The 20,051-nt window shown below is 65.6% G+C and carries 32 protein-coding genes and 1 tRNA gene; 26 read left to right on the top strand and 7 right to left on the bottom strand.

Annotated elements, in window-relative coordinates; genetic code table 11:
- The first annotated feature begins 105 nt into the window (after positions 1-105).
- Positions 106-1,758 (top strand): GTPBP1 family GTP-binding protein, encoded by a 1,653-nt coding sequence (locus tag EA472_RS11235; protein WP_124191605.1) that lies wholly within the window; start codon positions 106-108, stop codon positions 1,756-1,758.
- 80 nt (positions 1,759-1,838) lie between these two features.
- Here EA472_RS11235 and EA472_RS11230 read toward each other — a convergent pair whose 3' ends face one another.
- The 5 genes from EA472_RS11230 to EA472_RS11210 all read right to left on the bottom strand — a co-directional run bounded on the left by EA472_RS11230 (position 1,839) and on the right by EA472_RS11210 (position 5,126).
- Positions 1,839-2,519, bottom strand: coding sequence for an HAD family hydrolase (locus EA472_RS11230; protein ID WP_124191604.1), 681 nt, complete (start codon positions 2,517-2,519; stop codon positions 1,839-1,841).
- Between the two features lie 37 nt (positions 2,520-2,556).
- Positions 2,557-3,090: a hypothetical protein gene (locus EA472_RS11225; RefSeq protein WP_124191603.1), complete on the bottom strand. Its 534-nt coding sequence runs from the start codon at positions 3,088-3,090 to the stop codon at positions 2,557-2,559.
- A 2-nt stretch (positions 3,091-3,092) separates the two neighbouring features.
- Positions 3,093-4,025 carry a methenyltetrahydromethanopterin cyclohydrolase gene (gene mch, locus EA472_RS11220; protein WP_124191602.1) on the bottom strand — a complete coding sequence of 311 codons (933 nt, stop codon included), beginning with the start codon at positions 4,023-4,025 and terminating at the stop codon, positions 3,093-3,095.
- A 229-nt stretch (positions 4,026-4,254) separates the two neighbouring features.
- Positions 4,255-4,569 carry an MTH1187 family thiamine-binding protein gene (locus EA472_RS11215; RefSeq protein ID WP_124191601.1) on the bottom strand — a complete coding sequence of 105 codons (315 nt, stop codon included), beginning with the start codon at positions 4,567-4,569 and terminating at the stop codon, positions 4,255-4,257.
- Between the two features lie 203 nt (positions 4,570-4,772).
- Complete coding sequence (locus EA472_RS11210) at positions 4,773-5,126, bottom strand: HalOD1 output domain-containing protein (RefSeq protein ID WP_124191600.1); 354 nt, start codon at positions 5,124-5,126, stop codon at positions 4,773-4,775.
- A gap of 271 nt (positions 5,127-5,397) precedes the next feature.
- Between EA472_RS11210 and EA472_RS11205 the strand changes: the two genes are divergently transcribed.
- Positions 5,398-5,826 carry a universal stress protein gene (locus EA472_RS11205; protein ID WP_124191599.1) on the top strand — a complete coding sequence of 143 codons (429 nt, stop codon included), beginning with the start codon at positions 5,398-5,400 and terminating at the stop codon, positions 5,824-5,826.
- Positions 5,827-5,835: 9 nt separating this feature from the next.
- On the opposite strand, the gene EA472_RS11200 is transcribed toward EA472_RS11205, so the two are convergent.
- Both EA472_RS11200 and EA472_RS11195 read right to left on the bottom strand, forming a co-directional pair.
- Positions 5,836-6,021, bottom strand: a complete 186-nt coding sequence (locus EA472_RS11200; RefSeq protein ID WP_124191598.1) for a hypothetical protein — start codon at positions 6,019-6,021, stop codon at positions 5,836-5,838.
- 505 nt (positions 6,022-6,526) lie between these two features.
- A tRNA-Gly gene (locus EA472_RS11195) sits at positions 6,527-6,597 on the bottom strand.
- Positions 6,598-6,892: 295 nt separating this feature from the next.
- Here EA472_RS11195 and EA472_RS11190 point away from each other — a divergent pair.
- The 24 genes from EA472_RS11190 to EA472_RS11075 all read left to right on the top strand — a co-directional run bounded on the left by EA472_RS11190 (position 6,893) and on the right by EA472_RS11075 (position 20,049).
- Complete coding sequence (locus tag EA472_RS11190; RefSeq protein ID WP_124191597.1) at positions 6,893-7,762, top strand: putative RNA uridine N3 methyltransferase; 870 nt, start codon at positions 6,893-6,895, stop codon at positions 7,760-7,762.
- 4 nt (positions 7,763-7,766) lie between these two features.
- Complete coding sequence (locus EA472_RS11185) at positions 7,767-8,786, top strand: 50S ribosomal protein L3 (protein WP_124191596.1); 1,020 nt, start codon at positions 7,767-7,769, stop codon at positions 8,784-8,786.
- A gap of 3 nt (positions 8,787-8,789) precedes the next feature.
- Positions 8,790-9,542: a 50S ribosomal protein L4 gene (gene rpl4p, locus EA472_RS11180; RefSeq protein WP_124191595.1), complete on the top strand. Its 753-nt coding sequence runs from the start codon at positions 8,790-8,792 to the stop codon at positions 9,540-9,542.
- Positions 9,539-9,793: a 50S ribosomal protein L23 gene (locus EA472_RS11175; protein WP_124191594.1), complete on the top strand. Its 255-nt coding sequence runs from the start codon at positions 9,539-9,541 to the stop codon at positions 9,791-9,793. The genes rpl4p and EA472_RS11175 overlap by 4 nt, the downstream gene beginning before the upstream one ends.
- Positions 9,794-9,795: 2 nt before the next feature.
- A complete protein-coding gene (locus tag EA472_RS11170) occupies positions 9,796-10,515 on the top strand; it encodes a 50S ribosomal protein L2 (protein WP_124191593.1) in 720 nt (239 codons plus the stop codon).
- Positions 10,512-10,937: a 30S ribosomal protein S19 gene (locus EA472_RS11165; protein WP_124191592.1), complete on the top strand. Its 426-nt coding sequence runs from the start codon at positions 10,512-10,514 to the stop codon at positions 10,935-10,937. Before EA472_RS11170 ends, EA472_RS11165 begins: the two co-directional genes overlap by 4 nt.
- A 7-nt stretch (positions 10,938-10,944) precedes the next feature.
- Positions 10,945-11,448 (top strand): 50S ribosomal protein L22, encoded by a 504-nt coding sequence (locus tag EA472_RS11160; RefSeq protein WP_124191591.1) that lies wholly within the window; start codon positions 10,945-10,947, stop codon positions 11,446-11,448.
- Positions 11,448-12,407, top strand: a complete 960-nt coding sequence (locus EA472_RS11155; RefSeq protein WP_124191590.1) for a 30S ribosomal protein S3 — start codon at positions 11,448-11,450, stop codon at positions 12,405-12,407. The genes EA472_RS11160 and EA472_RS11155 overlap by 1 nt, the downstream gene beginning before the upstream one ends.
- Positions 12,407-12,613 (top strand): 50S ribosomal protein L29, encoded by a 207-nt coding sequence (gene rpmC, locus EA472_RS11150; protein WP_124191589.1) that lies wholly within the window; start codon positions 12,407-12,409, stop codon positions 12,611-12,613. The genes EA472_RS11155 and rpmC overlap by 1 nt, the downstream gene beginning before the upstream one ends.
- A 114-nt stretch (positions 12,614-12,727) precedes the next feature.
- Positions 12,728-13,135 carry a ribonuclease P protein component 1 gene (locus EA472_RS11145; RefSeq protein ID WP_124191588.1) on the top strand — a complete coding sequence of 136 codons (408 nt, stop codon included), beginning with the start codon at positions 12,728-12,730 and terminating at the stop codon, positions 13,133-13,135.
- Positions 13,126-13,563, top strand: coding sequence for a 30S ribosomal protein S17 (locus EA472_RS11140; protein ID WP_124191587.1), 438 nt, complete (start codon positions 13,126-13,128; stop codon positions 13,561-13,563). Before EA472_RS11145 ends, EA472_RS11140 begins: the two co-directional genes overlap by 10 nt.
- Positions 13,563-13,961, top strand: coding sequence for a 50S ribosomal protein L14 (locus EA472_RS11135; RefSeq protein ID WP_124191586.1), 399 nt, complete (start codon positions 13,563-13,565; stop codon positions 13,959-13,961). The genes EA472_RS11140 and EA472_RS11135 overlap by 1 nt, the downstream gene beginning before the upstream one ends.
- A gap of 2 nt (positions 13,962-13,963) precedes the next feature.
- A complete protein-coding gene (rplX, locus tag EA472_RS11130) occupies positions 13,964-14,320 on the top strand; it encodes a 50S ribosomal protein L24 (protein ID WP_124191585.1) in 357 nt (118 codons plus the stop codon).
- Positions 14,317-15,045 carry a 30S ribosomal protein S4e gene (locus EA472_RS11125; protein ID WP_124191584.1) on the top strand — a complete coding sequence of 243 codons (729 nt, stop codon included), beginning with the start codon at positions 14,317-14,319 and terminating at the stop codon, positions 15,043-15,045. Before rplX ends, EA472_RS11125 begins: the two co-directional genes overlap by 4 nt.
- Complete coding sequence (locus EA472_RS11120) at positions 15,042-15,581, top strand: 50S ribosomal protein L5 (RefSeq protein ID WP_124191583.1); 540 nt, start codon at positions 15,042-15,044, stop codon at positions 15,579-15,581. The genes EA472_RS11125 and EA472_RS11120 overlap by 4 nt, the downstream gene beginning before the upstream one ends.
- On the top strand, positions 15,574-15,756 hold the full coding sequence (locus tag EA472_RS11115; protein ID WP_124191582.1) for a 30S ribosomal protein S14: 183 nt from the start codon (positions 15,574-15,576) through the stop codon (positions 15,754-15,756). The genes EA472_RS11120 and EA472_RS11115 overlap by 8 nt, the downstream gene beginning before the upstream one ends.
- 1 nt (position 15,757) lies before the next feature.
- Complete coding sequence (locus EA472_RS11110) at positions 15,758-16,150, top strand: 30S ribosomal protein S8 (RefSeq protein WP_124191581.1); 393 nt, start codon at positions 15,758-15,760, stop codon at positions 16,148-16,150.
- A 2-nt stretch (positions 16,151-16,152) separates the two neighbouring features.
- Entirely contained in the window at positions 16,153-16,686 is a 534-nt protein-coding gene (locus EA472_RS11105; RefSeq protein ID WP_124191580.1) for a 50S ribosomal protein L6, read from the top strand.
- 3 nt (positions 16,687-16,689) lie between these two features.
- A complete protein-coding gene (locus tag EA472_RS11100; RefSeq protein ID WP_124191579.1) occupies positions 16,690-17,439 on the top strand; it encodes a 50S ribosomal protein L32e in 750 nt (249 codons plus the stop codon).
- Entirely contained in the window at positions 17,432-17,881 is a 450-nt protein-coding gene (locus tag EA472_RS11095; protein ID WP_124191578.1) for a 50S ribosomal protein L19e, read from the top strand. Before EA472_RS11100 ends, EA472_RS11095 begins: the two co-directional genes overlap by 8 nt.
- The gene (locus EA472_RS11090) at positions 17,881-18,429 is read left to right on the top strand and encodes a 50S ribosomal protein L18 (RefSeq protein WP_124191577.1); all 549 of its coding nucleotides are present in this window, start codon (positions 17,881-17,883) and stop codon (positions 18,427-18,429) included. Before EA472_RS11095 ends, EA472_RS11090 begins: the two co-directional genes overlap by 1 nt.
- A complete protein-coding gene (locus EA472_RS11085; protein ID WP_124191576.1) occupies positions 18,426-19,085 on the top strand; it encodes a 30S ribosomal protein S5 in 660 nt (219 codons plus the stop codon). Before EA472_RS11090 ends, EA472_RS11085 begins: the two co-directional genes overlap by 4 nt.
- Positions 19,085-19,552, top strand: coding sequence for a 50S ribosomal protein L30 (locus EA472_RS11080; protein WP_124191575.1), 468 nt, complete (start codon positions 19,085-19,087; stop codon positions 19,550-19,552). Before EA472_RS11085 ends, EA472_RS11080 begins: the two co-directional genes overlap by 1 nt.
- Positions 19,553-19,554: 2 nt before the next feature.
- Complete coding sequence (locus tag EA472_RS11075) at positions 19,555-20,049, top strand: uL15m family ribosomal protein (protein ID WP_124191574.1); 495 nt, start codon at positions 19,555-19,557, stop codon at positions 20,047-20,049.
- Positions 20,050-20,051: the final 2 nt, after the last annotated feature.

Raw genomic sequence — 20,051 nt, 5'->3', positions numbered from 1 at the left:
CCAGACGGGTTCGAGACGAGAGATCCGGCGGTAGCACCGACCGAACGTGTGCTGTGGTAGCACGTGACGAGAAAGCTTTTCCCGTGGGGACCGCTACCGGACCCTATGAGCCGTGACCGGGCTCTCCTCGAGCGAGCCCTGGAACGTGGCGAACAGGACGGTGGGAGCGTCGAATTCAAAGAACGGCTGTCACGGGACGTCCACCTCGAGGGTGGGCGTCGGGAGAGTCTGGCCGCACAGCTTCGACACCGGATGCTCTCGGGCGACGGCGAGGCGACCTACGTCGTCGGCGTGACCGACGACGGCGGACTCGCCGGCGTCGATCACGATACCTTCTCCGAAACGATGGACGTCCTCTCGTTGCTCGCAGAGGAGGCCGACGCCCACATCGACGACGTACAGACGTGGGGCGTCCCGAGCGGATCGGACGCGGAGAGTCCGGACGACGATCGCCTCCAGGAGTCGGCAAACGGCCTCGTCGGCGTCGCCACGATCCGGGACGGCGGCGTCCTCGAGACCGACGACGAACACGTCGTCGTCGGCACGGCGGGTCACGTCGATCACGGCAAGAGCACGCTGGTTGGCTCGCTCGTCACCGGCACCCCCGACGACGGCGACGGGGCGACCCGTTCGTACCTCGACGTCCAGCCCCACGAGGTCGAACGCGGGCTGTCGGCGGACCTCTCGTACGCCGTCTACGGCTTCGACGACGACGGTCCCGTCCGCGTTCGCAACCCGAACCGGAAGTCGGATCGAGCGGAGGTCGTCGAGGAGGCCGACCGCCTCGTCTCGTTCGTCGACACCGTCGGCCACGAGCCCTGGCTGCGGACCACCATCCGCGGCCTCGTCGGCCAGAAACTCGACTACGGACTGCTCGTCGTCGCCGCCGACGACGGTCCGACCCGGACGACGCGCGAGCATCTGGGCGTCCTGCTCGCGACCGACCTGCCCACGATCGTCGCGATCACGAAGACCGACGCCGTCGACGACGAGCGCGTCGAGGAGGTCGAACGCGAGGTCGAACGCCTCCTGCGCGACGTCGAGAAGTCGCCGCTTCGCGTCGCTCGCCACGGCGTCGACGCCGCGATCGAGGAGATCAGCGAACGCGTCGTCCCGATCGTCGAGACGAGCGCGATCACGATGGACGGCCTCGAGACGCTCGACGAACTGTTCGACCGGCTCCCGAAGACGTCCCAGGACGCCGGCGAGTTTCGGATGTACGTCGACCGCAGCTACTCGGTCACGGGCGTCGGCGCGGTGGCGTCGGGAACCGTCATGTCCGGCGAGGTGGAGGCGGGCGACGAACTGCTGATCGGTCCGACCGCCGACGGGCGATTTCGGGAGGTCGAAGTCCGGTCGATCGAGATGCACTACCACCGGGTCGACAAGGCCCAGGCGGGCCGGATCGTCGGCATCGCCCTGAAGGGGATCAAAGAGAGCACCATCGAACGCGGAATGGCCCTCGTCCCCCGCGACTCCGCGCCGGAGCCCGTCCGGGAGTTCGAAGCCGAGGTCATGGTGCTCAACCACCCGACGCGAATCGGCGACGGCTACGAGCCCGTCGTCCACCTCGAGACGATCGGCGAGGCGGCCGCCTTCCACCCCGAGGACGGCCGGCTCCTGCCGGGCGATACGGGCGACACCACCGTCCGGTTCAAGTTCCGTCCGTACCTCGTCGAGGAGGGCCAGAAGTTCGTCTTCCGCGAGGGGCGCAGCAAGGGCGTCGGAACGGTGACCGACGTCCGGCCGGTCGACTGACGGCGCTCGAGGCCGTTCGGTACCTCGTTCTGTGGATCGGTCGATCCCGAAAGACGTGTGGAACTTCCCTCGCTACTGCGTCACCACGGGCGCGTCGTCAGCTCCGCGAGCGACTCGAGGGTGTAATCCGGCTCCGGCTCCGGCCGCTCGGGGACCGTCTCGCCGTCGGGGATCCAGACCGAGCGGAGACCCGCCGCTCGCGCACCCGTCACGTCCGAGGTCAACGAGTTGCCGACGTAGATCGCTCGATCGGGGGTCGACTCGAGCGCCTCGAGGGCGACCCGGAACGGCTCGGGGTCCGGCTTGGCCGGCGCGTCGTAGCCGGCGCAGACGACCGTCTCGAACCAGTCGGATACCCCCGTCGTCTCGAGTTTCGTCCGCTGTATGCCCGGCGCGCCGTTGGTGATCAGCCCGAGGCGGTACTCCTCGGCGAAGTGCTCGAGCGCGTCCCTCGCACCCGGCAGGAGTTCGACGCCAGCGCCGTCGCGGACGGTCCCGTACTCGTCCGCGACCGTCCACCCCGTCTCGCGATCCAGCCCGGCTTCGACGGCGAGATCGCCGAAACACCGTCGGCGGAGATCCTCGACGTCCGCGCTCTCCTCGAGGTAGTCGTCGTATCGCGTCTGATAGGCCTCGATCTCCCACGGCTGGTCGACGCCGACGCGCTCGAACGCCCGCTCGAGGGCGACCGAACCCGGCTGGCTGTAAGTACACAGCGTGTCGTCCAGGTCGAAACAGACGGCGTCGATGTCGGCGGCCATGTCCGTGGATACCGCGGTCGTCCACAAAAGCGGATCGCTACGCCCGGTCGGTAGCCGTCCGGTACCTCGGTTTCCGGTCCTGGCGTCCCTCCGTACGGACCGCGAGGCCGAGCAGGACGGCCCACTCGAGCAGCCGTTCGGTCCGCTCGGGATCGGCCGGTCGGGCCGCGTCCGACCGCGATCCGCGATTGCTACCGGAACCGGTCGAGCGGTCGTTCACCCGATCGGCCACCTCGGGTGCGCTAATGGGTCCGTCGCTCGCCTCGAGCACCGCGAGCGCGTCGCCGGCCCCGTAGACCCGGTCGCGAAAGCGCGCTCGCATCGCCGACGGCGCGACGTCCTCGTCGGTTCGAGCGTAGCCGTCCGGTCCCGCGCTCACCAGCCCGAGCGCCCGGAGGAACGTCAGCCAGTCGCCGGCGTCGTCGCGGCTCTCGATTCCGGTTTCGTCGATCAGTCGCGCACAGCAGTCGATCTCCGCGCGGCGCGACTCGGCCGGCGACGGCGTCGCCGCGCGAACGTCGGCGACGGTCTCGAGGTCGTCGGGCGGGGCGGGGATCGGTTTGAACCGCACGGTTACAGGCCGAACGACTCGACGAGCAGCGCTTCGTTCGTTCCGCCGTGGACGTACGTCGGACCGCCGAGGACGTCGACCGTCACTTCCGCGGGTGCGAACAGATCGGCCGGAACCTCGTCGAACTCCCACTCGAGGTCGTCGAAGACCTCCTCGAACGGACGGCCGTGCTCGTCGGCGGCCGTCGAGGGGATCGAATCGAAGACGTCCGCGTCGGTTCGGACGGTGAGGTGTGCCGTGCCGCCGTAGGCGATGGCGTCGTTGGTGCGGGCGATCGCCGTCCGTTCGTCGTCGGCGACGGGAGCGACCGGGCCGCGGCCGGTCACGGAAACCACGTCGCGCGGGTCGTAGCCGAGTTCGCTCAGCCGGAAGGTCGCGAGTTCGGCCACCCGTGCCGCGTTCGAGATGCTCCCCGCGAGGCTCGCCGTCGAGTACGCGAGCAGGAAGACGCTGCTCGGCTCGACCTCCGCGAGGTCGGCGACCTGCTGGGCTGCGGACGCGGTCGGGTGCGATTCGGTCTCGACGGCGAGTGCCGTCAGGTCGAAGGCGTCGGTGTACCCGATCCGCCTGAACTCCTCTTCCTCGGCGACCAGCGCCCTGGCCGGACCGCTGCCGAGCCCCTCGAAGTCCTCGGTGGTCAGCTCCCAGCCGGCCTTCTGAGAGCAGAGCAACGAGAGCGCCGGCTGGTCGGTCGAGAGTTCGACGAACGGGATCGATACGCCGCCGAGCTCGCCGAGTCCGTGCTGGGGCGTCGCCATCCCGGCGGTCTGGATTTCCGTCAGGAGTAACCCAGCCTCGACGCCCCCGTCGAACTCGAGCCCGAAGTCGAGCACCGTCGCCTCGTTCTCGAGGTCGTAGCCCCCGACGTTCAACTCCTCGGCGTACTCGAGGGCCTCGTCGACCAGCTCGATCGCCATCCGGTTGAGACTCTCCATACCCTACGCTTCAGCGTCGGGCGTAAAACAGTTTGCCAGTTCGTGTCTGACCCGCGTCAGACCGATCCGTCCCGGAGCCGCCAAGCAGCAGCCGACCTTCCAGTGCCGCGGTCGCGGTCCCCTCGCAGCCCTCGCAGGCTTCCGGACGCCTCGAGCGCCGTTCGTTCGATCGCCTGGCTACTCGACCGGCCCCGTTGAGCGTTCCGGCGAACGGGCCGGTGGTGGCGGATCAGCTGTGATCGCTCGTCGGAGGACGACCCAGGTGCTCCTCGACGGATTCGACCTTCTCGGCCGCCGTCGTCTCGCTCGCGCGCTTGTCGTCGATCTTCAACACCGTACTCACGCGATCGCCGTCGACCGCCTCGTGTGCGGCCTGAGCCGCCGCGAACAGCTCGGCGACGTCGTCGGTCTCGATCACCGTCCCCATCGGATTCGTCTCGTACTCGACGTCGTACTCCTCGAGCGCCTCGACGGCGTTCGCGATCTCTTCGGCCATGCTGTCTTCGATCACCGGTGCGACGCTCAGTAATGCGACTACCGTCATGGGCGCTACTGACGGGGACCGTCGCCCTAAAGCCGTCCCTTTCATACGGTCTGCTGGAAGCCATTCCCGGTACAATCGCGATACGTCTGCGGTTGTACCGGTAAATCGTTACAGCAGTCCGTATCAGGGGTGCGCGACGGTGCTCGACGAGCGGGACGCGATCGACGAGTGTGACCGTCCGGACAGTGCCGATCCGTTCGAACTCAGTTACGTCCCGGATCGCGATCCGCGTCCGCCGGCGGGTAGATGATGACGTCGCCGTTGGCGTAGACGTACACTTCGTACTCGAGGGCGGTGAACGCGACGTGGCCGTCGGTCCGCTCGGACCCGTCGGCCTTCTTGCTGAACAGCCGGTCGAGGGCGTCGGGGTCGACGCTGTCGTAGAGGGAGAACTCGCCCTGTGAGACGTCGGTGTCGGCGATCGACGCGATCGCGTGGACGATGGTGGTGGTGATCGTCGCGGCTCCCTCGGGATCGTGGCGGAAGACGTACCGGTCGTTGGGCTGGTCGTACTGGAGATCGCTGGCGTCGTGGGTGGGAGAACCTTCCAATTGCATTTCGATCCTCTGGCGTTCGATCGTCGACTGTCTATACCGAACCAAGGTATAAAAGCGAACCGTAACGTACAACGGTTCGAAATCGTGAATTAACGCGTCGATTGGCGGTCGGAAGCGGACGCCGTACCGACGATCGTCCCCGCGTCGGGGATGCTCGTCCGCGAACTCCCTCGAGCCATCGCTCGTCGACCGGCTCGGTCCGCGACCGTCGTTTCCGATTTCCGGGAATCGACTCGGGTACTTACGTGCTCGCCGGTTGGGTACGTAATCGATGACTTCCTACGACGAAATTCTGTTTCCGACGGACGGAAGCGAGGGGTCGATGACCGCCTTCGAACACGCGATCGCACAGGCGCGCCTCCACGACGCCAGACTCCACGTGCTGTACGTCGTCGATACGACCTACGCGGGGGTCGGGTCGATGGACGCGGCGATCACGGCGCTCCGAGAGCGCGGCGAAACCACCGTCGAGGACGTCGCCGAGCGCGCCCAAGCGGCCGGCATCGAGGTCGTCCGACACGTCGGAGAAGGCGACCCGTACCGCACGATCATCGGCTACGCCGACGAACGGGAGATCGAACTGATCGTCATGGGGACGAGCGGACGAAGCGGACTCGACAGGTACCTGCTCGGAAGCGTCGCCGAGAAGGTGGTCCGTACCGCCGACGCGCCGGTACTGACCGTGCGAACCGAGTCATAGTCGGTCGAGTTACTCGTCGTACCGGGGATCGGTATCGTCCTCGAGCGCATCTCGCGACTCCCGGAGCAGCCGTTCGGCCTCGGCCGATCGCCTGTTCTGGGGCGACACGATCGGTTCGCCCGATCCTTCGATGCGGTCCTCGGGGTCGTCTACCGCGATCCACTCGCGGAGACGCGCGAACAGTCCACGGATCACGATCGAATCGACAGTCTCTCGCGGGAAAAAGATTGCCTGCGTGACACGGGACGACGACCGTTCGCGGACGGCAGCGAGCCGGTTCGGTGGGTCGGTCTCGAGCGCTATCGTCTCGGACGGTCCGGTGCACCGATTTACCGACGCGAGTACAGGACGACTCGTAGTCCCACCGGCAATGACATCCCGCGGATCGTACGAGGACCCTCTCGGTTCGCCCGTGGAGCCTCGATTCCGGTACACGTCCCGAAATCGCGTTCTCGATCCGCGATCGGGCCCGCGGTCGCTCGAGGATGTGAATTCGGATGGGTGGGCTGGCTGGGATTTGAACAACGCGAAGAGGGTCCTGCTCGCTCACTTCGTTCGCTGTGCGGTCGTCGGCGCAAAGCGCCGACTGCTCGAGGGATCGGAAATCCCTCGCTGGCTGCGACTTCTCTCGTTCAAATCCCAGATTCGATTTTCACTGACCACGCGACTCGCTTCGCTCGTCGGTGTTGGTCAGTGAAAATGCGCTGGCTGGGATTTGAACCCAGGTTGTGACCATGGCAAGGTCACGTGATACCACTACACTACCAGCGCCCTGTTGCACTTCTATCTACTCCCGGAGGGACGTATAAGGGTTGCGAATCGGGCCAACTTCGACAGGCCGGCACACGGAAGCGGGTCAACGGGAGAACCGTCCGCGAGCCCCGTCGTTCGGCCCGGACTCGAGCCGTTGGCGTATCGACGGGTCGGGTGACGTGACTGTGTGTCCAGTGCGCACGAATTTGGGGGTGTGAGGGGTTCACAGCCGCAATCGAATCCGCTATCCTTTTAAGACCATGTCCGCAACAGATCGCTACAGTCTAGTGACGCGGCGCCGAAGCGTTTCGGCATGACCGTCAGCGTACTCGTTCCGTCGTCACTGACCCGGGAAGCCGAGGACAAACGCGAGGCCACTCGCAAACTCGGTTACGTCGCCCGCGCGGCGACCGTCTTCCGGGTCGACCGTCTGCTCGTCTATCCCGATCGGGACGGCGAGGACGGACGGTTCGACGGCGGGTTCGTTCGCACCGTCTTGCGGTACGCCGCAACGCCACCGTACCTCAGAAACGAGGTATGGGGGATGCGGGACGAACTGGAGTACGCGGGCATCCTGCCGCCGCTCCGCGCCGCGTCGCAGACCGGCTCCGAATCGAACGGTTCGGGGTCGTCAAGACAAGGGATCGTGACCGAGGTCGGACCTGATCAACGCGTCCGGGTCAATTGCGGCTTGCAACACCCGATCTCGCTCAACGTGCCTCCGAACATGGAGGTCGTCGAGGGAGAGCGCGTGACAGTCAGGATCTCTTCGCGACGACCGGTCCGGGCGAAACTCGCAGACGAGCCCCTTCCGGGGCTGTCAGTCGAGCGGACGGACCTTTCGGCAGCACTCGGCCGTGAGGACGCCGGCGTTCGCATCGCGGCTTCCCGATTCGGTGAGGAACTCACCGTCGGGAGGCTCGAGACGCTGGCCGGACGCGTCGAACGGGACGGGATGACCGTCGCCTTCGGCGCGCCCGAGAGAGGGTTGCCGGACATCCTCGGAATCGAGGCACCGGCTCTCGCCCCGTCGGATTCGACGGACGGGACCGGTGACGAAGTCGAACCCAGCGATCCGGGGTTCGACCTCTGGCTGAACACGATTCCGGATCAGGGGAGCGAGGTCGTGCGAACGGAGGAGGCTCTGTTCGCGACGCTCGCGCCCCTCTCACTGAGAGCGTGATAGAATGCCACAAAAAAACGCACCACGCAAAGGCTCACTCGGGTTCGGCCCACGACAGCGTGCGACCAGCGAGGTCCCGCGCTTCAACTCGTGGCCGAACGACGACGGACAGCCGACGCTTCAGGGCTTCGCGGGCTATAAGGCCGGCATGACCCACGTCGTCATGGTCGACGATCAAGCGAACTCGCCGACCGAGGGGATGGAAGAGACCGTCCCCGTGACGATCGTGGAGACGCCGGCGATGCGCGCCGTTGCACTGCGAGCGTACGAAGAAACGCCCTACGGTATGAAGCCGGTCACCGAGGTCTGGACCGACGAGTTCGTTTCCGAACTCGATCGCGTCCTCGACACCCCCGGTGACGACTACGACGCCGACGCCGCCGAAGACGAACTTCGGGGCCTCCTCGAGGAGGGTCGCGTCGACGACGTGCGCGTCATCACGCACACGGTTCCCGGATCCGTTCCCTCGGTTCCGAAGAAGAAACCGGACGTGATGGAGACGCGCGTCGGCGGCGGCTCCGTCGCCGACCGCGTCGACTTCGCACTCGAGTTGCTCGCCGACGGCGGCGAGCACACGATGAACGACGTGTTCCGCGCCGGCGAGTACGTCGACGCGAGCGGCGTCACGAAGGGGAAAGGAACCCAGGGTCCCGTCAAGCGATGGGGCGTCCAGAAGCGCAAGGGCAAACACGCCCGGCAGGGATGGCGCCGCCGCATCGGGAACCTCGGTCCGTGGAACCCGTCGCGCGTTCGCTCAACGGTTCCACAGCAGGGTCAGACCGGCTACCACCAGCGAACCGAACTGAACAAGCGCCTCGTCGACATCGGCGACGGCGCGGACGCGACGGTCGACGGCGGCTTCGTCAACTACGGCGAAGTCGACGGACCGCACGCGTTGATCAAGGGCTCGCTCCCCGGGCCACAGAAGCGCCTCGTGCGCTTTCGCCCGGCGATCCGACCCGGAGACCAGCCGCGCCTCGATCCCGAGGTTCGGTACGTCTCCACCGCATCCAACCAGGGATAAACCATGGAAGCAACAGTACGAAACCTGGACGGCTCGGACGCGGGCTCGGTCGAACTTCCGGCGGTCTTCGAGACGACGTACCGCCCGGATCTGATCGCCCGCGCCGTTCGGGTCGCCCAGGCCAACCGAACCCAGGACTACGGCGCCGACGAGTTCGCCGGCAAGCGAACGCCGGCCGAATCGCTCGGCAGCGGTCGCGGGATGGCCCACGTTCCCCGTCAGGACGGACGCGCTCGTCGCGTTCCCCAGGCGATCAAGGGACGCAAGGCCCACCCGCCGAAAGCCGAGAAGGACTGGTCCGAATCGATCAACACGAAAGCGAAGAAACTGGCCGTCCGCAGCGCCATCGCCGCGACGGCCGACGCCGATCTCGTCTCGGAACGCGGTCACGCCTTCGACGACGACGTCGAGGTTCCGGTCGTCGTCAGCGACGAGTTCGAAGACCTAACGAAGACGAAGGAGGTCGTCGAGTTCCTCGAGGCCGCCGGTCTCGAGGCCGACGTCGAACGCGCCGACGAGGGTCGAGGCATCCGCGCGGGTCGCGGGAAGACTCGCGGTCGGAAGTACCAGGAACCCAAGTCGATCCTCTTCGTCACCGCGAGCGAGACCGGCCCGTCTCGTGCGGCCCGGAATCTCGCCGGGGCCGACGTGGCCACGGCCGCCGAGGTCAACGCGGAGGATCTCGCGCCCGGCGCACACCCGGGCCGACTCACCGTCTGGACCGAAAGCGCACTCGAGGAGGTGGCCGACCGATGAGTTCGATCATCGAACACCCGCTCGTGACGGAGAAGGCGATGAACGACATGGACTTCGAGAACAAGCTCCAGTTCGTCGTCAACCCCGACGCGACCAAACCCGAGATCCGGGACGTGGTCGAAGAGCGCTTCGAGGTTACGGTCGACGACGTCAACACGCAACTGACGATGAAGGGTAAAAAGAAAGCAACCGTCAAACTCTCCGAGGACGACGACGCCCAAGAAGTCGCCTCGCGAATCGGGGTGTTCTGACGATGGGACGACGCATTTTCGGACAACGACGCGGTCGCGGGTCGCCGACGTTTCGCGCCCCGTCGCACCGGTACAAGGCGAAGCTCGATCACAAGAAAGAAGAGACGGACGTCGTCCGCGGGACGGTCGTCGACATCGAGCACGATCCGGCACGATCCGCACCCATCGCCGCGGTCGAGTTCGACGACGGCGACCAGCGGCTCGTTCTCGCCCCGGAGGGCATCTCCGTCGGTGAGGAGCTGCAGGTCGGCGTCTCAGCCGAGATCAAACCCGGCAACACGCTTCCGCTGGCCGAGATTCCCGAGGGGGTCCCGGTCTGTAACGTCGAATCGAGTCCGGGTGACGGCGGCAAGTTCGCCCGCGCGTCCGGGACGAACGCCGATCTGATCACTCACGACCGCAACGCAGCGGTCGTCCAGTTGCCAAGCGGCGAGGTCAAACGCCTCGACCCGCAGTGTCGAGCGACGATCGGCGTCGTCGCCGGCGGCGGACGGACGGAAAAGCCGATGGTCAAAGCCGGCAACAAGTATCACAAGATGAGAGCCAGGGGCACGAAGTGGCCCCGCGTCCGTGGTGTCGCTATGAACGCCGTCGACCACCCGTTCGGTGGCGGCGGACGACAGCACCCCGGAAAGCCGAAATCCGTCTCGCGGGACGCCCCGCCGGGCCGGAAGGTCGGTGACATCTCCTCGCGCCGAACGGGCCGAGGTGGGAACAAATGAGTCAGGAGTACCGAACCGGTCGCGAAGGTGAGGAGTTCACCTACCGCGGCCACACGCTCGAGGAGTTGCAGGAACTGGAGCCCGAGGACGTCGCGGAACTGTTGCCCGCACGCAAGCGGCGAAGTATCGAACGCGGCCTCTCCGTCGAGAAGCAGAAGCTGCTCGAGAAGGCTCGCGAGAAAGACGAGGAGGAGACGGCGAACGCGCCGATCCGAACGCACCTGCGGGACATGCCGATCCTGCCGGAGTTCGTCGGACTGACCTTCGAGGTGTACAACGGTCAGTCCTTCGAGCGCGTTCGCGTCGAACCCGAGATGATCGGACACTATCTCGGCGAGTTCCGGCTGACCCGCACGTCCGTCGAACACGGACAGGCGGGCATCGGCGCGACTCGCTCCTCGAAGTTCGTCCCACTGAAGTGATTCACGCATGGGAATTAACTACTCAGTCGACGCGGATCCGGGCACCACCGCGAAAGCGATGCTCCGGGAGCGTCACATGAGCCACAAGCATAGCAAGGAAATCGCACGCGAGCTGAAGGGACGGACCGTCGACGACGCGCGAGCGTACCTTCAGGACGTGATCGACCAGAAGCGGTCGGTCCCGTTCAAATCGCACAACAGCGGCGTCGGTCACCGCTCGGACATCGACGGCTGGGACGCCGGCCGCTACCCCGAGAAAGCCTCCGAGGCGTTTCTCGACCTGCTCGAGAACGTCGAGGCCAACGCCGACCACCAGGGATTCGACGGCGCGTCGATGGAGATCGTCCACGTCGCCGCCCACAAGGTCGGCGAGTCGGTCGGACGAAAGCCCCGCGCGATGGGGCGTGCGTCGGCCTGGAACACGCCGGAAGTCGACGTCGAGATCGTCGTCAGCGACGAGTCGAGCGACGCGACGGAAGACGACGCCGACGACAACGAGAGTGATACCTAATGGCTGACGAACACCAGTTCATCGAAAACGGTCTGCAGCGGTCCCAGATAGACGAGTTCTTCAGCGAAGAACTCGGCCGCGCGGGCTACGGTGGCATGGACGTCGCCAAGACGCCGATGGGCACCCAGATCGTCCTCAAGGCCGAGAAACCGGGGATGGTCATCGGTAAAGGCGGCGAGAACATCCGAAAGGTCACGACCGCCCTCGAAGAGCAGTTCGACCTCGAGGACCCCCAGATCGACGTCCAGGAGGTCGACGAACCCGACCTCAACGCGCGGATCGTGGCGGATCGACTTGCCAACGCGCTCGAGCGCGGCTGGTACTTCCGGAAGGCCGGTCACACGACGATCGACCGGATCATGGACGCCGGCGCACTCGGCGCGGAGATCGTCCTCTCAGGAAAGGTCACGGGCGCTCGCTCGCGCGTGGAGAAGTTCAACCGGGGCTACATCAAGCACAACGGCGAACCCGCCGAGGAGATCGTCGACGAGGGTCAGGGCGTCGCCGTCATGAAACTCGGAACCATCGGCGTCACGGTGAAGATCATCCCGCCGAACGCCGAACTGCCCGACGACTTCCGCGTCCACGACGACGTCGACCCCGCGGAGGTCGTTCCGGACGCCGTCGAGGCCAACGAGACGGAGGGCGTCGAGGAACTCCTCGAGGGCGAACCCGAGGAAGCCGAGGCCGCCGAGACGGGTGCCGAAGCGCCCGCCGAGGACGCCGTCGAGCCCGAACCGGAGATCGACGAGGAAACCGTCGAAGAGGTCATCGAGGAGGAAGTCGCGGGTGACGAGGACGAGGACGACGAGGACGTCGAGACCCCGGACGAGTCGCCGATCGAAGAGGAGCTGGACGAACTCGAGGAGGACGTCGAAGCCGAAGCCGAGGAGCTGATGGCGGAGATGGACGACGAGGAGGCCGACGCGGACGAATCAGACGAGGGAGGTGACGCCTGATGGCGATCATCCACGTCGAAGAGATCCGCGACATGACGGCCGCCGAGCGCGAGGAAGAACTCGAGGAACTCGAGACGGAGCTGCTGAACGCGAAATCCGTCCTCGCGGCCGGTGGTGCCCCGGAGAATCCGGGTCGCATCGGCGAACTCGGTCGCACCATCGCGCGGATCAAGACGATTCAGCGAGAAGAAGGGGATCTCGAATGAGATCCGAGATCCGAACGGGCGAAGCCCGTGAGGAAGGCGATTTCGAGAGCGAGACGTCGGAGGCGTCTCGAAACGAAGGCGGCTTCGCCGCCTGAGACGACGAGTAACGAAACGATGGCACTGACACCCGAGACGCTCCCCCGGCACGAACTCAACGGCCTGCCCGTCCGAGTCGTCGACAGCGACGACGAGACGCGCGTGGGCCTCGAGGGCCGCGTCGTCATCGAGACGGCGAACACCCTCTCGATAGAGATTCGCGTCGACGGAGGTTCCCGGGTCGTCACGGTGCCGAAATCGGGCTCGGTGTTCGAATTCGCGATCACAGATGACGCCGCCGGCGACGAGAAGTCACCGGGGACCCCGTCCAAACTGGCCGACACTCAACCTGACTCGACCGACGAAGAGTCGTCCGGGTCAGAACGCGCTGGCGAGGACGTGGCCTACGTTACGGTCGATGGATCGCGATTGCTCTCACGACCCGCCCGACGCACGGAAACGAATGGTGATTCACCATGGCAATAGGACTAGACGTTGAAACCCCTCCGGAACCAGAGAACCCGGAGGAATACGACTACGAGAAGTGTCCGTTCTACGGCGAGCTTCCCGTTCGAGGCCAGATCCTCGAGGGGCTCGTCGTCTCGACGGACATGGACAAGACCGTAGTCGTCGAGCGAGAGTACGACGTTGCCGTACCGAAGTACGATCGGTACATGAAGCGTCGCTCGCGCATCCCGGCACACGTGCCGGGCGTGCTCGAGCCGCTTTCGCTCGGAGATACGGTCAAGATCGCAGAGACCCGACCACTGTCGAAGACGAAATCGCACGTGGTCGTCGAAGTAACCGAAGAAGCCACTCCGGAGGACGTCGCCGAGCTCACCGGTCAGGCCGAGCCCGAGCCGGAGCTTTCGGACGAGGACCTCACGGCGACGACGGACGAGGGTGATCAGTGATGGAGGCGATGAAAGCCGACGTCACCCAGGGACTCAAGAAGGGGTCGCTGGTCACGTGTGCCGACAACACCGGCGCGCGCGAACTCAAGGTCATCAGCGTCTCCGGCTACCACGGCACCAAGAACCGCCAGCCGAAGGCGGGACTCGGTGACAAGGTGACCGTCTCGGTCACCAAGGGGACGCCGGAGATGCGCCGCCAGGTTCTCGAGGCGGTCGTCGTTCGCCAGCGGAAGTCGATCCGCCGGCCCGACGGCACCCGACTCAAATTCGAGGACAACGCGGCGGTCATCATCGACGAGAACGAAGAGCCCCGCGGCACGGAGATCAAGGGACCGATCGCCCGCGAAGTCGCAGAGCGCTTCGGTGCAATCGCATCCACCGCGACGATGATCGTATAGACATGAGCAAGCAACCACACAAACAGCGAACGCAGACGGAGCGTGCGCCCCTGCACCAGCGGGGAAAGCAGCTCCACGCGACGCTGTCCGACGAGCTCCGCGAGGAGTACGGAACCCGCCGCACCCGCGTGAACGCGGGCGACACCGTCGAGGTCATGCGCGGCGACCACGCTGGCGACGAAGGCGAGGTTCTGCGTGCGGTCCTCGAGGACGGCACGATCCACGTCGAGGACGTGACGGTCGAGACGGCCGACGGCGAGGAAGTGCCGCGCCCGATCGATCCCTCGAACGTCCGCATCACGGAGCTCGATCTCTCGGACGAGCGACGCGAAGCACGGCTCGAAGGTGAGACAGAATGACGAAACACCAGAAACGACTGTCCGTCCCCAAGTCCTGGCCGGTCGAGCGAAAGACCGAGGTTTTCACGGTGAAAGCCGGTGCCGGACCCCACGGCGAAGCGGGCGTTCCGCTCGTCGTCTTGTTGCGGGACGTACTCGGCTACGTCGACTCGAAGAAGGAAGCGCGGTACGCCCTCTCCCAGGATTCGATCCTGGTCAACGGCCAGCCGATCAACGACGAACAGCGACCGATCGGAATCTTCGACATCCTCGCGTTCCCCGGACGCGAAGAGTACTACCGGATCTTCCCCGACGAGGGCGGTCGGCTCTCGCTGACCGAAATCGACGAGGACGCCGCCGGTAGCCGACTCGGCAAGATCGAGGGCAAACAGCAGGTGCCGGGCGGCGACACGCAGCTAACGCTGCACGACGGAACGAACGTCCTCGTCGACGAAAACGAGTACAGCGCGAACGACTCGGTCGTCGTCGACAACGACGACAAATCGATCGTCGCACACTTCCCCTACGAAGAGGGCGCGCTCGTCACCGCCGTTGGCGGAAACCACGGCGGCAAGATCGGCGAGATCGAGACGATCGACGTCACGCCCGGTAGCGGATCGAACACCGTCGCCGTCTCTACGGACGACGGCGAGTTCGAAACCGTCGAGGAGTACGTCGTCGTCATCGACGAGAACTTCACCGGCGATTCGGAAACCGAAAGCGACGACGGAGGTGACGACGAATGAGCGAAGCCGACGCCGGCGAGTTCCACGAGATGCGCGAACCCCGCGTCGAGAAGGTCGTCGTCCACATGGGCGTCGGTCAGGGTGGTCGCGAACTCGGCAAAGCCGAGGACATCATCGAGGAGATCACCGAACAGCAAAGCGTCCGCACGCAGGCGAAACGCACCGAACCCGACTTCGGCATTCGACAGGGTGATCCGATCGGAACGAAAGTGACGATCCGCGGCCAGGAAGCCCACGAGTTCCTCGAGACGGCGCTTCCGCTGGCCGACCTCTCGGCCACGCAGTTCGACGATACGGGCAACTTCAGCTTCGGGGTCACCGAACACACCGAGTTCCCGAGCCAGGAGTACGACCCGACCGTCGGGATCTACGGGCTGGACGTCACCGTCAACCTGGTACGTCCGGGCTACCGCGTCGCCAAGCGAGACAAGGCGACCCGCTCGATTCCGTCGAGTCACCGTCTCACCCCCGAGGACGCCATCGCGTTCCTCGAGGCGAACTTCGACGTCACAGTAGAGGAGTCCGACGATGAGTGAAAGCGAACACGAAAACGACCGCACAGGCGAGCACGCGGCGAAGCGAACGGGCCAGGAGGCGGCCTGTCAGCGCTGTGGCCGCAAGCAGGGGCTGGTCGGCAAGTACGACATCAACCTCTGTCGACAGTGCTTCCGCGAGATCGCCCGCGGCATGGGATTCAAGAAGTATCGATAACATGACCGGAAACGACCCACTCAGTAACGCGCTCTCGGGACTCGACAACGCCGAGAGCGTCGGACACCTGAGCCACGAGGTAACGCCCGCCTCGAACGAGATCGGCAGCGTGCTCGAGGTCTTCTACGACCGCGGGTACATCGGCGGCTTCGAGTACGTCGACGACGGCAGAGCCGGTCGGTTCGAGGTCGAACTGAAAGGAGCGATCAACGCGTGCGGCCCCGTCAAACCCCGCTACAGCGCCGGCGCCGACGACTTCGAGAAGTGGGAGAAGCGATTTCTCCCGGCTCGAGACTTCGGTGCGCTCGTCGTCACGACGAGCAGTGGCATCATGAGCCACTACGAGGCGCGCGAGCAGGGTATCGGGGGCCAGGTGATCGCATACGTCTACTAACCATGCGAGTCGAACTGGAAATACCCGACAACGTAACCGTCGAGATCGACCACCTCGACGTGACCGTCGACGGACCGGAAGGCACCGTAACCCGGCGCCTCTGGTACCCCGACGTGAGCGTCGACGTGGAGGACGACACCGTGGTCATCGAAAGCGGCGCCGAGGACGCGAAGACGAACGCGACCGTCGGCACGTTCGAGAGCCACATCGAGAACGCCTTCCACGGCGTGACCGAGGGCTGGGAGTACAAGATGGAAGTCTTCTACTCTCACTTCCCGATGCAGGTCCGCTCCGAAGGCGACGAGGTCGTCATCGAGAACTTCCTCGGCGAGAAGGCACCGCGACGAACGAGTATCCACGGCGACACCGACGTCGCCGTCGACGGCGAGGTCGTCGTCCTCTCCGGCCCGAACAAAGAACACGTCGGACAGACGGCGGCCGACATCGAACAGCTGACGCGAGTCAGCGGCAAGGACACCCGCGTCTTCCAGGACGGGGTTTACATCACGGAAAAGCCCGCCAAAGGAGGTGCCTGATAGATGGCAGACGACGAACCCGAGACGGACGACGTCGCGACCGAAGACGACGGTCCCCAGGAACTCGAAGACATCAGCGGCGTCGGCGCGAGCAAAGCCGACGCGCTCCGCGATGCCGGCTTCGAGAGCATCCAGGACGTCAAGGAAGCCGACCAAGACGAACTGGCCGAAGCCGAGGGCGTCGGTAACGCGCTGGCAGCCCGAATCAAAGCCGACGTCGGCGACCTCGAGGTAAGCGAGGAGACCGACGCCGAGATCGAAGACGACGGTCTCGAGGACGAAGAAGAACTCCGGGAGGACGTCGAGACGGAGCTGCAGGCCCGCGGACTGACCGAGAAGACGCCCGAGCTCTCGGAGGAAGAACAGCGGCTGCTCGACCGTCGACGCACGGTCGGCAAACCGCAGTTCAACCGCCAGGACTACCACAAGAAAAAGCGCACGCCAGAGTCGTGGCGGCGACCGCGCGGCGGTCTCTCGAAGCAGCGCCGCGGCATCAAGGGCAAAGGACCGAAGGTCCAGGCCGGCTACCGGACGCCCGAAGCCGTTCGGGGAAAACACCCGAGCGGATTCGAGGAGGTGTACGTCGAGAACGAAACCGACCTCGAGGGCGTCGACGGCGACACCGAAGCCGTCCGCATCGCGTCCTCCGTGGGCGCACGAAAGCGCGAGCGCATCGAAGAACTCGCCGAGGAAGACGGCATCCGCGTGCTGAATCCGACCTACGAGGAAGTCGAGGTGGAATCAGATGACTGATCTCTCCGCACAGAAGCGACTCGCGGCCGACGTCCTCGACGTCGGCGAGAACCGTATCTGGCTCGACCCCAGCGCTCAGGGCGACATCGCAGAGGCGATCACTCGCGACGAAATCCGCGAACTCGTCGACGCTGGCCTCATCCAGGCCGAAGACGCCCGCGGCAACTCCCGCGGGCGCGCTCGAGAGCGAAACGCCAAGCGGGCGTACGGCCACCGGAAAGGGCCGGGCAAACGCAAGGGCAAGAAGGGCGCACGCCAGAACGAGAAAGAGCAGTGGCAGACCACGATTCGTGCACAGCGACGGAAGCTGCGCGAACTCCGCGATCAGGGCGAGATTACGCCCACGCAGTACCGCGAGCTATACAAGAAGGCTGGCGGTGGGGAGTTCCGCAGCGTCCGGTACCTGTTGAACTACATCGACGGCAACTACGGTGACCAATAATGGCGACAGGACCACGATACAAGGTACCGATGCGGCGTCGCCGTGAGGTCCGGACGGACTACCATCAGAGGTTGCGCCTGCTGAAATCGGGCAAACCACGGCTCGTCGCTCGAAAGAGCAACAAGCACACTACGGCGCAGCTGATCTCGCCCGGCCCTCAGGGAGACGAAACCCTCGCCAGCGCACACTCGAGCGACCTCGAGGAGTACGGCTGGGAGGCACCCACGAGCAACATCTCCGCGGCCTACCTGACCGGCCTGCTGGCCGGCAAGCGAGCGATCGACGCCGGTCTCGAGGAAGCGGTCCTCGACATCGGCCTCAACACGGCGACGCCCGGAAACAAGGTGTTCGCCGTCCAGGAGGGCGCGATCGACGCGGGACTCGAGATTCCGCACAACGACAGCGTACTCGCGGACTGGTCGCGTACCCGCGGCGAGCACATCGCCGAGTACGCCGAACAGCTCGACGAGCCGCTGTACAGCGGCGAGTTCGACGCGACCGAACTCCCGGAACACTTCGACGACGTACGTGAGGCGATCCTAGAATGAGCGCAAACGATTACAACGACGACGGCTGGCAGCCGGTCACCCGTCTCGGCCGGAAGGTCCAGGAGGGCGAAATCGACACGATGGAGGACGCCCTCAACTCGGGACTCCCGCTCAAAGAGCCCGAAATCGTCGATCAGCTCCTTCCCGGACTGGACGACGAAGTGCTGGACATCAACATGGTCCAGCGGATGACCGACTCCGGACGACGCGTGAAGTTCCGATGCGTCGTCGTGGTGGGCAACCGCGACGGCTACGTCGGCTACGCGGAAGGCCGAGACGATCAGGTCGGCTCCGCCATCCAGAAGGCGATCGGCATCGCGAAGCTGAACATCATCCAGGTTCCCCGCGGATCCGGTTCGTGGGAGGACCGCTCGGATCGACCCCACTCGCTGACCCGCCGGACGAGCGGCAAGGCGGGATCCGTCGAGGTCGACGTCATCCCCGCCCCCGAGGGGCTCGGACTCGCCGCGAGCGACACCGTCCGCGCCGTCCTGGAACTGGCGGGACTCGAGAACGCCTGGACGAAGAGCCACGGCAACACCCGAACGACGGTGAACCTCGCGAAGGCGACGTTCAACGCACTCGAGAACGCCTCCCAATCGCGACACCCGCAGTCTCGCGGTTCGAGCCGTGACGAAGCCGAGGTGACCGAGTGATGAAGGCGATCGTCCAGATTCGCGGCGAGGTGAACCGCCAGGAGGACGTCCAGGATACGCTGTCGATGCTCAACATCCACAGCGTCAATCACTGCGCGCTCGTCCCCGAGACCGACACCTACGTCGGGATGGTCAACAAGGTCAACGACTACGTCGCCCACGGCGAACCCGACGCGGAGGTGCTCGCGACGGTGCTCGAAAAGCGCGCCGAACCCCTCGAGGGAAGCCAGTCCGACGTCGACGAGGAGTGGCTCGCCGAGCACACCGAGTACGACGACTTCGGTGCGCTCGCCGAGGCGCTGCTCGCCGAGGAGACGACCCTTCGCGAGGAGGGGCTGTCGCCGACGCTTCGACTGCATCCCCCGCGGGGCGGTCACGACGGCATCAAGAAGCCGACCGCCGAGGGAGGCCAACTCGGAAAGCATACAACAGCGCAGATTAACGACCTGCTAGAATCGATGCGATAACCATGACGAGCAAAAAACGACGCCAGCGCGGATCGCGGACCCACGGCGGTGGCACCCACAAGAACCGACGCGGTGCGGGCCATCGCGGTGGTCGTGGCCGTGCCGGGCGCAGCAAACACGAGTTCCACAACTACGAACCGAAAGGCAAGCACGGCTTCAAACGTCCACACGACATTCGCGAGGACGTCGCCGAGATCGACGTCCAGAAGCTCGACGAGGACGCGATCCTCTACGCCGCGGACGGTCTCGCCGAAGAGACCGACGGCGGCTACGAACTCGACGCACGCGACGTCGTCGAGGACGGACACGAAGTCGACGTCGTCAAGGTCCTCGGCTCCGGCCAGGTCCGCAACCAGCTGACGGTGACGGCCGACGCCTTCTCCGAGACCGCTCGAGAGAAACTCGAGGAGGCCGGCGGAGCGGCCGTCATCTCCGAGCGAGCGCAGGCGGACGACGACGCCGAAACCGACGACGAACCGGAACAGAACGAGGACTAACA

This window comes from Natrarchaeobius oligotrophus (assembly GCF_003841465.1).
In the GTDB taxonomy this organism is placed as follows: Archaea; Halobacteriota; Halobacteria; order Halobacteriales; family Natrialbaceae; genus Natrarchaeobius; species Natrarchaeobius oligotrophus.
The sequence above is the reverse complement of the archived record's forward strand: the minus strand, read 5'-3'. Positions and strand labels throughout refer to the sequence as shown.